Origin of the sequence: Sedimentibacter sp. (genome assembly GCF_038562225.1) — a bacterium.
GTDB lineage: Bacteria > Bacillota > Clostridia > Tissierellales > Sedimentibacteraceae > Sedimentibacter.
This window is the reverse complement of the sequence record NZ_JBCFAS010000003.1, coordinates 135,074-150,351: the sequence shown is the minus strand read 5'-3', so window position 1 is coordinate 150,351 and position 15,278 is coordinate 135,074. Positions and strand designations below refer to the sequence as shown.

Here is a 15,278-nt window from a genome sequence, read left to right as displayed (position 1 = left end):
CAAATCATCATTTTCAAACTGATAATAATATATTATACTCATTTTGTCAAACGGTTGTTAAATGTGATCGTTGTTTGGATACGTTTCCAATTTCTTTCTCCTCATATAAAAAAATGGGTGGTTGAGCAAAGCCAACCAGCCAGGCGTTTTGACCATTTACTATTCACTGCCGAACAACAGCCCGCTTACTTTGATGTCATAAAAATTCGGTTTGCGTTGTCAACTTTTTCCATTCCAATACTGCTTTTCACTGGTGTGTAATTATATTCTAAACTTGAAACGCTACATCAAGTCATAGTAAAAAAGTATGCCATAATATATGCCTTTGGCAAAGCTTTCAGGATCGGTGGTAAGCATATTAATGTCTATGGGATTCGTCATATAACCCATTTCAACCAATACAGAAGGCATATCTGTTGCTCTCAGCACATATAATCCGGGATTTTCAAAAACTCCTCTGTTTGGTAACAGCGTCAAATAATAGAGCCCTTGCAAAATACGAGCCGCCATTTCCGATGCCGGAGTATTCAAACTGTACACATAAGCTTCGCTTCCCCTGACAGCTGGATTGGTGCTGGCATTGCTATGAATGCTTATAAAAAAATCAGCGCCCCATTCATTTGCCATTCTTGCTCTTGTCTGAAGGCTTGTGGTGGTACTTACGCCCAACTGTTCTGTAGGAGTGTTTCTGGAAAGCCTTGCCTCAAAATTTGGATTGCTGTTGAGAAGAGCCGCCAGTCTTACACCCACATCATAATTAATATCCTGTTCTCTATATCCGAATGCTTCAGCACCTGCATTGGGATTTACAGGGTTATGCCCTTGATCTATGAATATCTTAATAGCCATTATAAACTTCCTTTCATATTAGATTCTATTTGATGTGTACTCTAGGTCATAATATGATGAGATGTGTATGATTGTGTATTAAAATATTTAGTCGATGAATTGTTTTTTCATCCCTTATTATCATGGCTGAAAATATAATATCAGATATCTGATGCGGTCTCATTTAAGTCTGCCGACCTGATTTTATATTCTTCTGAATGTTCAAACATCAGCCCGCATATGAGTGAAGTGAGGGGTGAAACCATTACCAGTCCTAAGCATCCCACAAATGTGTGAAGTATCTCGGCTGAGATGGATTTGGAATTGAGAATGTTAAGCATGGGCGTTCCCTGGGCCATGTAAACCATCATAACTGATATATAGCTTCCCATGTATGCCAAAAGCAGTGTGGTCGTCTGACTTCCCACAACCGACTTTCCAATGGAGAGTCCTGATTTTATCAGTTCAACCCTGCTGATATCAGGATTGTTTTTAACTATTTCCTCCAGCGCCGCGGATATGTCAATGGAAAGGTCAAGTATTGCCCCTGAACACGCTAGGTAAATTCCTGCCTGGAATATGGCTGTGAGGTCCAGTGACATAAAGCCTGTGTAGAGCAGCGACTCAGACCACTGCATAACTGTACCGTCTATTTTATACCATCGCGTAAAAGCTACGGCCATCAATGCGGTTATTAAAGAACATCCCATAGAGCTTAGTATTGCCGCATATGCTTTTTTTGTAAATCCTGCCACCAGAAGCAGTGTTGTGACGGTCAGTGTGTTTCCCACCACCAGTCCGATCAATAAAGGGTTGTATTCCTTCAGCATGGAAGGAATCAACACCTTCCATATGCTCAGAACTGCAAAAGCAAAGGACAGCAGTGTGCGCACCCCCGTAAATCCTGAAAATGAAATTATGCCAAACACAAACAGTCCTATGAGGAAAATCTGTTTGTTTATTCTGTAATAGTCAATCATATTGGCATATATCACACTGCCGTTGCTGTCAAACTCCAAAAGAACCCATGCCATGTCCCCTTTTTCGAAAACCTTGTCGAATTCATACTTGCCCACAAACAAATTGACTCCTTTGACCTTTTCCCCCTTGTGAGAACCCGTTTCTATTGCTATTTCACAGTTTTGCCCCCCCTGAGTGACCAACCCTGTTTTATACATACCTGAATTGTCAACCGACAGCACCCTGGCACGAACCCCTTCAGAATTTACATAAATCTGTTTTTCAAAACCGGTGGGTATCATGGCCAGGATAAAAATCAAAAGAAGAAACAAGGCAGTAAATATAAGTTCTTTTCTGGTTGTTATAAACACGTTGCTCAGTACCATCCTTTCATTAAAAGGCCGGATAAATCCGGCCGATATCAGTCATCCTGCTAATCAACCTTTATTTTAGTCAATTGAACAAGCTTGTCAAATATGTCTGTGTTATCATAAGAACCGCTGAAAATATCAGCTCCTACTCCTGTTGCATATACGGCTACGGGAACACCTGTGTGAGAATAGGATGTCCAGCCTATTCCAGCCTTGTTGTTAATGATATGAGTCAGTGTTACCGATAATGGATCATATCCTCCGTAAAGGAGGTACGTTTCGTCATTGTTTGTTTTGGCTTCCTTCATGGACTCATCAAATCCATCCATCAATCTGTCATACTCTCCTGCAGTCATTTCCAGCGAATTAACTTCTAAGCCGGCTGCTTTTTCATCTATTCCGTTAGGAGCAACAAGTCCGAAGTTTTCAGTTATAACAGGCATAACCTCATCAAAGGTCAATCCGTCCGCATCCTGTTTTTTCATGCTCTTTATCAGCTCATCAAAAGCAACATAGGAAATTTTCTGATTGTCCAGTATGTCAAAGGCAGTGTCATATCCTGTTGCCGCATATCCGATGGACATACCGCCTGTCTCATGGTCGCCTGTTACTATGATCAATGTTTCTGTTGGATGTTTCTTGCCGAAATCTATTGCAACCTGAATGGCATCTTCGAATGCAAGCACATCGGAAATAACAGACTTCGCATCATTGGCATGAGCAGCCCAGTCAATTTTTCCCGATTCGGTCATCAGGAAGAATCCGTTAGTGTTGTCCATTACATCAATACCCTTTTTCACGAAGTCAGCCAGCTGCAAATCTCCTTCTTTCACATCGATGGAGTATGGCATGGCACCGCTGTCCTGCAGCACAGGGCTTACAGCATAAACCTTTCCTGACTGGTTGCTCAGAGACATTATTTCTTCCTTTGTATCTGCTATGGTATAGCCCTTTTCCTCAAGAACCTCATATGCACTTTGCTGGTCCTTGTTTGCACCTGTAGCTTTGCTTATGGAGCCGCCTCCAAAATAATCAAACCCTGAATCTGCCATCTGCATTGCTATATCATAGTAATTATTTCTCGATACTGTATGTGCATAGTAGGCAGCAGGAGTTGCATGGTTTATTGTTACGCTGGTCACAACTCCTATTTTCATGTTTCGTTGTTCCTTCAGAAGTTCTGTTATGGTGGGTGCAACTGTTTCCTTGTCAGCTTCCAAGCCGATTGTTCCGCTGTGTGTCTTTACTCCGCTTGCCAGTGAAGTAGCGGTTGACGCCGAGTCAGGACAAAATGATGTGGAGTCTTGAGTAGTAGCCACTCCTGCTACAGGGAACTGAGTGAAGTTAAGCAGCTCAAGTTCAACCTCACCGGACTTGTTGTTTCCTTCATAAACCTGAGCCGAATTTATTTGTGCATAGCTCATGCCGTCCCCTATGAACATGAATATGTATTTTGGTTTTTTATTTAGTTCTGTCTTTGAAGCCAGTTCGATGCTTACCTTTTTTGCAGCCTCCGCCTGTTTCTGCTGTTCGGTTGTACCGGCGTCCACCGACGCGCAGCCTGTTACAGCTGCTGCAATCATTGCTAAACATAGTGCAAAAGATAATACTCTCTTCATAATTTCCTCCAATATTTTTGTTTGCAGGGCAATTCTATCGGAGAAATGTATAGTCACAATGGCTTAATTGTAAAAGAAATGTAATTATTTTGAAAATAAATTGCTAAAACTTTTAGCTGACTTTACTCTTATATTTTTCCGCATCATTTTCCAAACAATTCAGAAAACTAAAAAGCTCACTGCCTTATACAAGGAAATGAGCTTTTACTGTAATATTATTTTATTAATGATTTACACGTCAATGCTTCCGTCAATACATCGCACATCCATAATATGCTGAGAAGCTGTTACAGTCTTATGTCTTCCTGCATCATTGCAAAGAGTCTTTTTCTTCAATGGCGTAGTAATTTGAAGTGATGTAGTCGAACAGCAGTTTTGAAGCCACTATGCTGGTCATGTTATTGAAGTCAGTCATGGGATTCACTTCAACTATGTCAATTGCATCCACGTAAGGAGCCACAAGCTTCACGAACTTGAACAGCTGATAGCTTGTGAGGCCGCCAGGCTCATTTGCACCTGAACCTGGGGCAAATGCGCTGTCCAACACGTCTATGTCTATGGACATGTAAATGTGATCCGTTCCGTCAGAAGCAACCTCTATGGCTTTTTTCGCAGTTTCTTCAATGCTCGTCTCGAAAACCTGATTTGCAGGAATGAGGGTTATGTTGCTGTCCTTGATGAAATGGTAATGTTCCGGCGAATTGTAGCTCCTCATGCCTACCTGCACGAAGTTTTTAGGATTTATCCTGTCCAGCTCCGAGGCTCTTCTCATCTGACTGCTTCCTGAATATAAACCCTGAATCGTCGAGTCCTTCACAAGGTCCAGATGGGCATCCACATGAATTATGCCTATGCTGCCCTTTGTGTTGTCATAAAGAGCCTTTATGCCTGGCCATCCCGTTGAATGGTCTCCGCCCAGAAGTATAGGTGCGTACCCTTCGCTATAAATCTTGTCAATGTTGTTTTTTATCTCATCAAGTGCCTGCTTGTTGTCATACCTGCTTATCTGACTGGTATCTCCAAAGTCTTTTATTTCGAATTTGGACATGTCTATGAGCCTGTTAGCTTCAACATCAAACAGCTTCCCGTCTTCAACCCTGTTTTTTATCCACTGCAGGGATTTTCTGATCTGCTCCGGAGCGTATCTTGCTCCCGGATATCCTTTGGAAGTCGCCGTATCATAGGTCATTCCCATAATTCCGAATTTGTTCTTATACTTGATTTTCATCTTATACCTTCTTTACCAAATAGTAGATTTTTATTTTTCAACCACATACTTTCCGTCTTTTACTATTAAAATAATAAGGTCTTTTCCAACCGGTTCCCTGGCTCCCTGGAAGTTGGTAACACCTGTTGCCCCCTGGAAGTCAGCCGTTGCAGCTATTGCGTCCCTTATTGCTGTACCGTCTGTTGAACCTGCTCTGTTTATGGCATCAGCCATTACTTTCATTGCATCATATACATATGGAGACCAAGAATCCACCTTCTTGTTATATTTGGCTTCGAATTTTTTTACAAATTCCTGTGCTGCTTCGCTGGGGTCAGACTCGTGGAAGTAGCATACAACATGAGTGCCTTCTGCAGCCTCTCCTGCCAGTGTCAAAAAGTCATCGGTATACAAGCTGTCGCTGGCATAGAAAGGAGCTTTGATTCCCAGGTTTCTTGCCTGCTGGATAATCAGAGAAGCCTCAGTATAGTAACTTACCAGCACAATAACTTCAGTGTCGCTGTTTTTGATTTTGGTCAATATGAGAGAAAAATCCTTATCCTGACCGCCAAGGTAAGTCTCATTGAACAGTACTTCACCGCCAAGGTCTGTGAAACTCTTAGTGAATACATCTGATACGCCTTTTCCGTAATCGCTGTTGTCATAGATTACTGAAACCTTGTTGTATCCTTCTTCCTTCAATATTTCCGCCAATTCGGAACCCTGGTAGTTATCTCCCACGTTAATTCTGTACACATAATCTCCGATGTTGGCAACCTCTGGATTAGTTGACGCCATAGCTATTGTAGGTATCTTATTTTGCTGATAGATGGGTCCTGCAGCCAGTGTGGCTCCGCTGAAGAAATGGCCTACAATGCCGACTATGTTTTTGTCGCTTGCAAACTTCTGTGCAACACTGACAGCTTCTTTTGAATCTCCCTTATCATCACCGTAAACTATTTCAACCGGCTTGCCGAGTACTCCGCCGGTTGCGTTGATCTCTTCAACCGCCAATTCCACACCGTCTTTTGTGTAATCTCCAAATTGAGCGTAATCACCTGTAAACGGTGAAGCAACACCTATCTTTATGGTGTCCGGCTCCTTGTCCTGAGAACCTGACGAACATCCTGTCAAAACAGCTGACAGCAACAAAGCCATGATCATAATAAAAACTAATATTTTTTTCATTTTAACCCTCCTATTGTATTTGATTTTGATTTATATAAAATGACATTTAATCATCATTTTCTCCCAGGTAAATCTTCTTGACCTGTGAATTGGAGAGAAGGTTCTTGGCATCATCCTGAAGAATAATCTCTCCCACCTCCATAACGTAGCCGTAGTCTGCAGCAGAAAGGGCCACCTGCGCATTCTGTTCCACCACCAGAACCGTGGTTCCGTTTTTATTTATGCTTCTGATTATATTGAACACATCCTCCACCACCAGCGGTGCCAGTCCCATTGAAGGCTCATCAAGCATGAGCAGTTTCGGCGACTGCAGCATTCCCCTGACAATAGCCAGCATCTGCTGCTCTCCTCCGCTCAACGTTCCTGCCAGTTGATTTTCACGCTCCTTCAAAACCTTGAAGTTTTTTAAAACCTCATTCATCTCTTCAAGAAATTCTACCTTTGAAATTGTTCTTGAGTATGAGCTCATGATAAGATTTTCTTTTACGGTAAGGTTAGGAAAAATATGCCTCCCCTCGGGAATGTGAATCAAACCCATTTTAGCTATCTCATGAGGCTTCATGCCTGTAATTTCGTTACCTTCAAAGAAAACATGCCCTCCGGCCGGATGAACAAGGCCGGAAATGGTCTTCAGCGTGCTGGTTTTGCCGGCACCGTTGTTTCCTATCAAAGCGACGATCTTCCCTTTTTCGACTTCAAAGGAAACATCCCTTACGGCTGCAATTCCGCCATACTTGACTGTTAAATTTTCCACCCTAAGCATCCTTTTTGCTCCTTCCTAAATAAGCCTCTATAACCCGCTCGTTCTTTTGAATTTCAGAAGCTGTACCATGAGCAATTTTTACGCCGTGGTCCAGAACAACAATGTTGTTGGACACTCCCATTACAACTCTCATGTTATGCTCTATGAGCAATATTGTAAGGCCTGTCTTGTTCAGCTCTTTTATAAACTCCACAACCTCCCTGGCCTCCGAATTGTTCATGCCTGCAGTAGGCTCATCCAGCAGCAGAAGCTTCGGCTTTGATGCCAGTGCCCTCACTATTTCCAATTTCCTCTGCTCTCCGTAGGACAGACTTTTGGCCTGTTCCAGCTTCTTGTGCCTCAGTCCTATCATTTCCAGCAGCTCCAGTGCTTCCTTGTAACACTCGTTTTCTTCCTTTATGTTCCTGCTGTTTCTCATAATGCAGTCCCATATGCTGGATTTTAGCTTTATGTGCAGCCCTATCATTACATTTTCCAGAACAGTCAGGTTTGAAAACAGTCTTATGTTCTGAAACGTCCTGGTTATTCCCTTCCCGGCCACCTCATAATCCCTTAGCCTTGTAATATCCTCGCCTTCAAAATATTTTCTACCTTTAGTGGGCATGTAGTGGCCGGATATCATGTTGAACAGAGTAGTTTTTCCTGCTCCGTTGGGCCCTATTATGCTAAATACCTCTCCTTGACTGATGGAGAAAGATACGTCATCAACGGCTTTAAGTCCGCTAAAATACTTGCTTATACCTTCCAGTTTTAATATGTCCATACGCTCTCCTTACTTTTCAACCATCTTGGGAACTCTTTTTTCCGGCCAAAAACCTCTTGGTTTATAAATCATCATCACAACCAGCAACAAACCGTATATGAGCATACGATAGCTTGCAATGGGCCTGAGCAATTCAGGAAGCAGGAACAAAATCAAAACTCCAACGATGGAACCTGCCAGGCTTCCCCTTCCACCCACCGTTATCATGCAAAGTATGAGTATGGATTCGTTGGAAGTGAAGTTGTTGGGGTTGATGAAATTCATGTAATGCGCAAAAAAGCTTCCGGCAATTCCTGCAAAGGCAGCAGTTATGGCAAATGCCCAGATTTTATATCTGCCAGTGTTGATACCCAAAGATGTTGCAGCTATTTCATCTTCCCTTATGGCGACCAGCGTCCTGCCAAACCTTGAATTTGCTATTCTGCCCATGACAATTGATGTTATGATCACCAAGCTCCATATGAGGTAGAACATCTGCTGCTTTGTATTGAAAACATATCCGAATACGGATGGAGACGGAATCCCTTTTATGCCCATAGGGCCGTTTGTAACGCTTTGCATGTTCAGCAGCACATAACGGATAATTTCATTAAAACCCAAAGTGATGATAGCCAGGTAGTCTCCCCTTATTCTTAAGGAAGGCACTCCCAGCAAAAGGCCGAACAGCAGCGACACTAAACCAGCAAACAGCATTCCGATCCAGAAGCTGTTGAAAATATTGATTACAAATAAACTCGATACATAGGCCCCGATGCCAAAGAAGGCTGCATGGCCCAGATCAAGCTCTCCTGTGACGCCCGCTACCACGTTGAGGCTTATGCCCAGAACAACGTACACCCCAAGAAGTATCAGGATATGAAGAACATAGTTATTGTCCAGCACAACAGGAAGTATGGCCATGATCAGTAAGGAAACCAGTAATTTTGTTTTGTTGTTCATTTTGCTCAATAAGCTGTTTTCAATTAATCTTCTGAAATTTATTTTATCCACCTTGTCCACCTACACTTTATCAATTTCTTTCTTTCCAAACAACCCGGTAGGTTTAAACAGAAGAACCAGAATCAATATTACAAAAGCAAATGCATCCTTGTACTTGGCTGATATGAGAATTGCTCCCAGACTTTCAGCCAGCCCCAGAACAATTCCCCCTAGCATGGTTCCCGGTATGTTCCCGATTCCTCCAAGAACCGCAGCTACGAAAGCCTTAAGACCCATGGACGAACCCATGTTGAATACCAGTGAATTGTAGTAGATTCCCACCAGTATGCCGGCAGCTGCACCGAGCACGGCACCTATTGAAAATGTAATGGATATGACCTTGTTTACATCAATGCCCATCAGGCTTGTCATTGCCGGGTCCTGCGCTGTGGATCTCATGGCAATTCCTATTCTGGTCTTGTATATAAGGAAATACAAAAGAGCCATGAACGTCAGCGCCACAGCCATTATGAGTATCTGTGTGGATGATACCGTCACGTTGGAAAACTCATAGGCAGCAGCTTTCATAACTTCGGGAAACGGCTTCGTGTCGGATCCCATGGTCAGCATTACCGTATTCTGCAATATTATTGAAACACCTATGGCACTGATAAGCTGAGAACTTCTGGAGCCGTTTCTTATGGATCTGAAAGCTGTGAATTCGATGAAGGCACCCAGCATGCCTGAAACAGCAAGTGAAATGAAGAATGAAACTACTATGTTCAGTTTTAAAACCGATACACAAAAGTAAGCTATAAACGCTCCGACCATATAAACGTCTCCGTGGGCGAAGTTTATGAGTCCGAGTATTCCGTAAGCAAGCGTGTAGCCCAAAGCTACCATCGCGTAAATAGACCCTATAGTCAAACCATTTATCAATTGTTGAACTATCATTGATATCCTCCTTGGTTTTTGTTATTTTTTTATTTATAAATGAAAATATATAATTTTAAATTCTACAACCATATGTTATGCAATAACCGTGCCAAAATATAAATTTCACTTAACTGTTGAATTTTCATCATCAAATAAAAAACGGCCACTATGACTACATCAACAGTGACCAATTTTCATACAGTTAATTATTCAAGATTATACTTCTTCAGCTTGTAATACAAGGTCTGTCTGGGTACCTTTAAAAACTCGGCTGTCTTTAATATGTTGTACCTGCATTCCTTAAGAGCATTTTTGATTAATTCACATTCATAGCTATCGATCATCTGGGCCAGCGATTGGCCTTCTGCACTGCTTTTCGGGCTGCGGATCACCGATTTTTGCAGGTATTGGGGCAGATTGCTCTTGTCCAGAATGCTGTCCTCGGAAAAATTCAATGCATATTCTATGACATTTCTTAGCTCCCTGATATTGCCCTTCCACTCATAGTTTGTCAGTATCTGCACCGCTTCCTGGGATGCACCGGTGACATTTTTATTCAGGATGGTGTTGTAATACTTAATGTAGTAATCCAAAAGAGCCTTAATGTCATCTTTTCTGTCTCTCAGCGGAGGCACGTTGAAGCTTATTACATTCAGCCTGTAAAACAAATCAGCTCTGAACTCGCCGCTGTCCACCTTTCTTGTCAGATCCTCGTTTGTTGATGCTATTATTCTTATGTCTATGTCCCTTTCTATGTTTTCTCCAACCCTCATGATGCTTTTGTTTTCTATGGTTCTCAGCAATTTGCTTTGCAGGTCATATGGTATTGAATTGACCTCATCGAGAAAAATAGTTCCCCCGTTAGCCGATTCAAACAAGCCTTCCTTGTCCATGGATCCCGTGAAACTTCCTTTGGCAGTTCCGAAGAGTATACTCTCCATTATGGTGCTCGGTATGGCAGCACAATTTTGAATAATGAATGGCTTGTTCCTTCTTCTGCTGATGCTGTGAATGGAATGAGCTATGATTTCCTTGCCCGTTCCCGTTTCCCCCGTGATGAGAACATTGGAATCATTCATGGATACTTTTTTTAAAACCTCAAGACTTTGTCTGAATTCCTGGTTCTCAGTAATGACATCCTCGAAGCTGTACCTGGACGTAGCTTTCTTTCTTTTCTTTTTAGACGAATTTCCGGACAGTTCAACGGAGATTATGATTCCGCCCATTACGCCTGATTCATTTATCAAGGGAAATGCCGTATTCATACAGTTTTTCTTGTTGCCGTTAACAGTGGAGCTCTGATATTCGTTTAATATGGGCTCCCTTCTGTCCATGGCCTTGAAAACGGTGAAATCTTCTCTCTTAAAGAACGGATACAGTTCAAAAATAGACCTTCCCAACACATTTTCCTTCTTGAGCATGTTCAGGTTGTCATCGTAATCGTCGTAGTACATAACCTTTCCGTTCTTGTCTATTATGAGAATCAGGTCACTGTCATAAAAAATATCCTTGAATCCTTTATTATCCAACTTAATACCCCCTGTTCCAAAATTTCATAAAATATTATTAAAATTCGTCACTTCATGCATCATACGAATTAAATATATAAATGTTTTTCAATTTTTATATATATAATAGCACGTTCTTCGAGAAACACAATTAAAATTTTCCAATATTGAATTCCAATGTTTTCTATACCTTTTTCACTTCTTCGGGCTTTAAGTTTTCTCAGAATCACACTTTTTTAAATATGCATACCATAAACTGAATTTCAACAAAAAAACATCCGACTTATTATCTGTCGAATGTTTTTTAATTAAAGTTTAGTCAACGCACATCTTTTATAAACATGGTTCCAAACACAGCAGCCAATATGATGCAGCTGAACAATACGGCTTTTTCCATAAAAATATTTGTCAGCAGCGTTCCGAGTACAACTCCTAAAATGAAAAATAATATAATTCCATATAACTGCATGCTGTTTGTAAGCGCCTGTACATTTTTTGTGTTCTTGTATATAAACAGCTGTTCTGTGGCACTGCGAAGATTCCCGGTGCACATGGTCGTGGTATATTTTCTGAAGCACTCAAACTGCAAGGCACACACAAAAGATACAGCTGCATTGACAATTGGGTTCATACTGCCATTTGGAACAAATGCAACAGCTGTCAGAACAAACACTTCAATAGCCACCACAATCTGTCTCCAGTGAATGACTGAATTTTCTCTGAACCTGCTTTTAATTGCTTCAGATATCACAACGCCCACAATGAAAGCTATTATGGGAAGCAAGTAATGCAAAGTACCGCTGAAATTTCCCTGCGAAAAATTCAGCCCCATTAGAACGATGTTTCCGGTTTGAGCATTGGCAAAAACCTTTCCCCGTGATATGTATGTATAAGCATCCAAATAACCGCCGACGACTGCCAGCAGGGCACCCACCATGTACGATTCCGACATTTGCGTATATTCTCTTTTCAGCATGAATTCACCTCCAAACATGAAATTCAAAAATATCAAGCCTCATAACCTTGGCTTAAGGCACCATTATACTACTAAAATATTTAAAACACTATCCTTTTAAAATAAAAGAGTTGGAATATGAGTTACAAAGTCGTTTAACTACTTTTATCATATCCTGTGTATAAGATGGAAATATTTTGTCTTTATTATAAATAAGAGCAAGAGGATTGACTCTATTAAAGTTAAGTATTGGAAACACATTTAAATGTGAACCATAATTGCTCAGCTGATTCAACTGGTTTAATTGATTTATTCCAGACAGATACATGGTTAAACAAAAACAAGCAGCATAGTCCTCAGCACATAAACGGTGATGTATGTCCGGCTGGATAAACTCGTTAATGCAATTTAATGAAGCTCCAATTTCTTTTAGGTGTTCATTTAAGATGATACGTGAATTGAAGTTTTTCTTATTAAGAACAAAAGGAACCTTCTGAAATAAGCGCAAATCTGCACCTCTCATAAAAACTTCCTTACATTCAGGATAGTCGTTTGGAAAATATTCTCTTAATAAGTTGTCAGAAATCACAATATACATATGTTCGTTGATAGCTATGTCGTAACTTAATTTATTTGAAACTAAATTATGTGCTCCTGCAAAGTATAAATCAAGCTCATTATTTAGTACCATCTCCTGCATCTTAAGAGAATTTGTGCTGCAAATAATTAGTTCAACCTTAGGATAAATTTCATGAAATTCTTTTACTAATTTAGGAATTAGGATTGGATAGCGGCCTTCTGTAATCCCAAAATGAATTGAACCTGAATTGGCATCTCTAACATCTTCCAGCTGGCTTTCCAAATTTTTCTCAGACAATTCTATATGCCGTAGAGTATCTAGCATAATTCTTCCTGCAGGAGTTAATCTGAATTTTGGCTTCCTTTCAAAAAAAATGACGCCGTATTTTTCTTCTAACCCTTTAAGATATTTGCTTAAGCACTGGTGAGAAATGTAAAGTCTTTTAGCTGCATTTGATATATTCAGTTCTTCAGACAATACAAGGAAATACTTATAATTGTTTATCATATAATCCTCCGTAATGCTCCAATTATAACCGCTAAACACACGAGGCGTCAATTAAAAGTAGCACATGTAATATTTACATTCAACTTCCAGTTACATGTATGTAATATTTATATGCTTTAAGGTTGCTTGAAAAACTGTTAAACTATTCACAGTTTTTCACTAGCAACAAAAAAATTATAGGGAGAGTAAGAAAATGAAAAAATCCAAAAAAATCATTGCTATTTTGCTTTGTTTAAGCATGATTTTATCTATTGCAGGGTGCAGCCAAAAAGTACAAGCACCTCAATCTGTTGAAGAACCATCAAAAGGAAAAACATTAACACCTGGTACATACACTGCTACAGCAAACGGCCATAATGGACCGGTAACAGTTGAGACTGTAGTTGATGAAAATAGCATTAAAAGTGTAACTATTACCGAATTATTTGAAACAGCTGGTGTACAGCAAGTCATAAATCAAATTCCTGAAGCTATAGTTGCTGAGCAATCTGTAGGAATTGATACTATATCAGGAGCAACTTTTGCAAGCAGAGCCGTTATAACCGCTGTAACAGATTGTTTAAAACAGGCTAACGCAGATGTAGAAGCTTGGTCAGTAAAAAAGGAAGACGTACCCCCATCTGAAACAGAATATGCTGCTGATGTTATTGTAATAGGCGCAGGCGGTTCCGGATTAGCTTCTGCTGTATCAGCGCATCAAAATGGTGCTTCAGTAATTGTAATTGAAAAGCTTGGAATGATTGGCGGAAGTACTGTATTTTCAGGAGGAGCGCTGAATGCTGCTGATCCGGAAAAATCAAAAAACACAGAAATGACCGATAGTAATCGTAATTCATTAACTAAACTTCTAACAAAAGAACCCCATGATGATTATGAAGCAAATCTTCAAAAAACAGTACAAGAACAATATGACGCACATGTAGCTGCAGGAAACGCTTGGTTATTTGATAGTCCTGAACTGCACGCTCTTCAAACATATAACGGCGGAGATTATGAAGGAAACCCTGAATTGATTACAGTTTTAACTCAAAATGCTCTTCCAGCTGTTCAATGGATTGAAAGTTTAGGAGTTGAATTTCAAGATAAACTTAGTATGGCGACAGGTGCTATTTGGAGAAGAAGCCATTACGGAACAGAAGAAAAATACCCTGACGGCTTTTCGGCAGTATTTGGTTTTAAAGATTATATAGACAAAAATGATAACATTGAAATTCAGTTAAATACTAAAGCTAAAGAATTAATAGTAGAAGGTGGTAAAATTGTTGGCGTGAAAGCCATGAAGGGTGAGTATCCAGTAACATATCATGCTAATAATGGTGTTATCATTGCTACAGGAGGATTTGGCGCTAATGTAGAAATGCGTCAAAAATATAATACGCAATGGGCGAACTTGGACAGCAGTATAGGATGTTCAAATCAAAGCGTTGCAGCACAAGGCGATGGTATAGTTATGGCAGAAAAAGCAGGTGCGCAGTTAATTGATATGGGCCTTATCCAGTTGCATCCTAATGGCGAAGTAGGAACAGGTATGATGATGAATGTTCCAAAAACTTCTGGATTAAACAGAATATTCGTCAATAATGAAGGTAAAAGATTTGTATCTGAAGATGCCAGACGTGATGTTATGGTTAACGCAACATATGCTCAGCCTGGAGGTACAATGTGGGTTATAGCAGATGGTACAAATTATCCTGAAGGAAAAGATGCTCAAATTGAAAACTTGATTAAATTGGGAAAAACATTTAAGGCAGACACCGTTGAAGAGTTAGCAAAAATAATAGGTGTTGATGCTGCTAACCTTCAAAATTCAATTGATCAATACAATGCAGTTGTTGATGGTGCAGTTGATGAATTCGGCCTTACAACTTTTGATAAAAAATTAGGAACCCCACCATATTATGCAGCCAAAAGACTTCCAACTGTTCATCATACAATGGGTGGTATAAAAATAGATACAGAAGGCCGTGTAATCGGTCAAGACGACAGCCCACTCAAAGGGCTTTATGCAGCAGGAGAAGTAACAGGTGACATTCATGGTGCAAACCGCCTTGGAGGAAATGCTATAGCTGATATAACCGTATTTGGACGTATATCCGGAGAAAGTGCAGCTAAAGCCAAATAATGTAGCATAAAACTATTTAAATAATTTTAAGCGCAGCATTTGACAGATCAAAC

The 15,278-nt window shown here is 40.4% G+C and carries 13 protein-coding genes; 1 reads left to right on the top strand and 12 read right to left on the bottom strand.

Annotated features, from left to right (window positions below):
* Positions 1-282: 282 nt before the first annotated feature.
* The 12 genes from AAGU76_RS12585 to AAGU76_RS12530 form a co-directional block, all read right to left on the bottom strand.
* The gene (locus AAGU76_RS12585; RefSeq protein WP_342485858.1) at positions 283-849 is read right to left on the bottom strand and encodes an N-acetylmuramoyl-L-alanine amidase; all 567 of its coding nucleotides are present in this window, start codon (positions 847-849) and stop codon (positions 283-285) included.
* A 140-nt stretch (positions 850-989) separates the two neighbouring features.
* Positions 990-2,090: a YibE/F family protein gene (locus tag AAGU76_RS12580; protein ID WP_342486301.1), complete on the bottom strand. Its 1,101-nt coding sequence runs from the start codon at positions 2,088-2,090 to the stop codon at positions 990-992.
* 131 nt (positions 2,091-2,221) lie between these two features.
* Positions 2,222-3,778 carry an alkaline phosphatase gene (locus AAGU76_RS12575; RefSeq protein ID WP_342485857.1) on the bottom strand — a complete coding sequence of 519 codons (1,557 nt, stop codon included), beginning with the start codon at positions 3,776-3,778 and terminating at the stop codon, positions 2,222-2,224.
* Between the two features lie 310 nt (positions 3,779-4,088).
* Positions 4,089-5,006 (bottom strand): agmatinase family protein, encoded by a 918-nt coding sequence (locus AAGU76_RS12570; RefSeq protein WP_342485856.1) that lies wholly within the window; start codon positions 5,004-5,006, stop codon positions 4,089-4,091.
* A 30-nt stretch (positions 5,007-5,036) separates the two neighbouring features.
* The gene (locus AAGU76_RS12565) at positions 5,037-6,173 is read right to left on the bottom strand and encodes an ABC transporter substrate-binding protein (protein ID WP_342485855.1); all 1,137 of its coding nucleotides are present in this window, start codon (positions 6,171-6,173) and stop codon (positions 5,037-5,039) included.
* A gap of 46 nt (positions 6,174-6,219) precedes the next feature.
* Complete coding sequence (locus tag AAGU76_RS12560) at positions 6,220-6,936, bottom strand: ABC transporter ATP-binding protein (RefSeq protein ID WP_342485854.1); 717 nt, start codon at positions 6,934-6,936, stop codon at positions 6,220-6,222.
* Positions 6,929-7,699: an ABC transporter ATP-binding protein gene (locus AAGU76_RS12555; RefSeq protein ID WP_342485853.1), complete on the bottom strand. Its 771-nt coding sequence runs from the start codon at positions 7,697-7,699 to the stop codon at positions 6,929-6,931. The genes AAGU76_RS12560 and AAGU76_RS12555 overlap by 8 nt, the downstream gene beginning before the upstream one ends.
* Positions 7,700-7,708: 9 nt before the next feature.
* Entirely contained in the window at positions 7,709-8,689 is a 981-nt protein-coding gene (locus tag AAGU76_RS12550) for a branched-chain amino acid ABC transporter permease (protein WP_342485852.1), read from the bottom strand.
* 9 nt (positions 8,690-8,698) lie between these two features.
* A complete protein-coding gene (locus AAGU76_RS12545) occupies positions 8,699-9,571 on the bottom strand; it encodes a branched-chain amino acid ABC transporter permease (protein ID WP_342485851.1) in 873 nt (290 codons plus the stop codon).
* Positions 9,572-9,759: 188 nt separating this feature from the next.
* Positions 9,760-11,082, bottom strand: a complete 1,323-nt coding sequence (locus AAGU76_RS12540; RefSeq protein WP_342485850.1) for a sigma 54-interacting transcriptional regulator — start codon at positions 11,080-11,082, stop codon at positions 9,760-9,762.
* Positions 11,083-11,380: 298 nt separating this feature from the next.
* On the bottom strand, positions 11,381-12,037 hold the full coding sequence (locus AAGU76_RS12535; RefSeq protein WP_342485849.1) for a YoaK family protein: 657 nt from the start codon (positions 12,035-12,037) through the stop codon (positions 11,381-11,383).
* A gap of 88 nt (positions 12,038-12,125) precedes the next feature.
* On the bottom strand, positions 12,126-13,103 hold the full coding sequence (locus AAGU76_RS12530; RefSeq protein ID WP_342485848.1) for a LysR family transcriptional regulator: 978 nt from the start codon (positions 13,101-13,103) through the stop codon (positions 12,126-12,128).
* 193 nt (positions 13,104-13,296) lie between these two features.
* Here AAGU76_RS12530 and AAGU76_RS12525 point away from each other — a divergent pair, with 193 nt between their 5' ends.
* Positions 13,297-15,225: a flavocytochrome c gene (locus AAGU76_RS12525; protein ID WP_342485847.1), complete on the top strand. Its 1,929-nt coding sequence runs from the start codon at positions 13,297-13,299 to the stop codon at positions 15,223-15,225.
* Positions 15,226-15,278 lie beyond the last annotated feature (53 nt).

What these genes read in the sequence shown, in the direction of transcription:
- AAGU76_RS12585 (WP_342485858.1), bottom strand. Translation starts at nt 849, where the DNA reads ATGGCTATTAAGATATTCATAGATCAAGGGCATAACCCTGTAAATCCC.
- AAGU76_RS12580 (WP_342486301.1), bottom strand. Translation starts at nt 2,090, where the DNA reads ATGATACCCACCGGTTTTGAAAAACAGATTTATGTAAATTCTGAAGGG.
- AAGU76_RS12575 (WP_342485857.1), bottom strand. Translation starts at nt 3,778, where the DNA reads ATGAAGAGAGTATTATCTTTTGCACTATGTTTAGCAATGATTGCAGCA.
- AAGU76_RS12570 (WP_342485856.1), bottom strand. Translation starts at nt 5,006, where the DNA reads ATGAAAATCAAGTATAAGAACAAATTCGGAATTATGGGAATGACCTAT.
- AAGU76_RS12565 (WP_342485855.1), bottom strand. Translation starts at nt 6,173, where the DNA reads ATGAAAAAAATATTAGTTTTTATTATGATCATGGCTTTGTTGCTGTCA.
- AAGU76_RS12560 (WP_342485854.1), bottom strand. Translation starts at nt 6,936, where the DNA reads ATGCTTAGGGTGGAAAATTTAACAGTCAAGTATGGCGGAATTGCAGCC.
- AAGU76_RS12555 (WP_342485853.1), bottom strand. Translation starts at nt 7,699, where the DNA reads ATGGACATATTAAAACTGGAAGGTATAAGCAAGTATTTTAGCGGACTT.
- AAGU76_RS12545 (WP_342485851.1), bottom strand. Translation starts at nt 9,571, where the DNA reads ATGATAGTTCAACAATTGATAAATGGTTTGACTATAGGGTCTATTTAC.
- AAGU76_RS12535 (WP_342485849.1), bottom strand. Translation starts at nt 12,037, where the DNA reads ATGCTGAAAAGAGAATATACGCAAATGTCGGAATCGTACATGGTGGGT.
- AAGU76_RS12530 (WP_342485848.1), bottom strand. Translation starts at nt 13,103, where the DNA reads ATGATAAACAATTATAAGTATTTCCTTGTATTGTCTGAAGAACTGAAT.
- AAGU76_RS12525 (WP_342485847.1), top strand. Translation starts at nt 13,297, where the DNA reads ATGAAAAAATCCAAAAAAATCATTGCTATTTTGCTTTGTTTAAGCATG.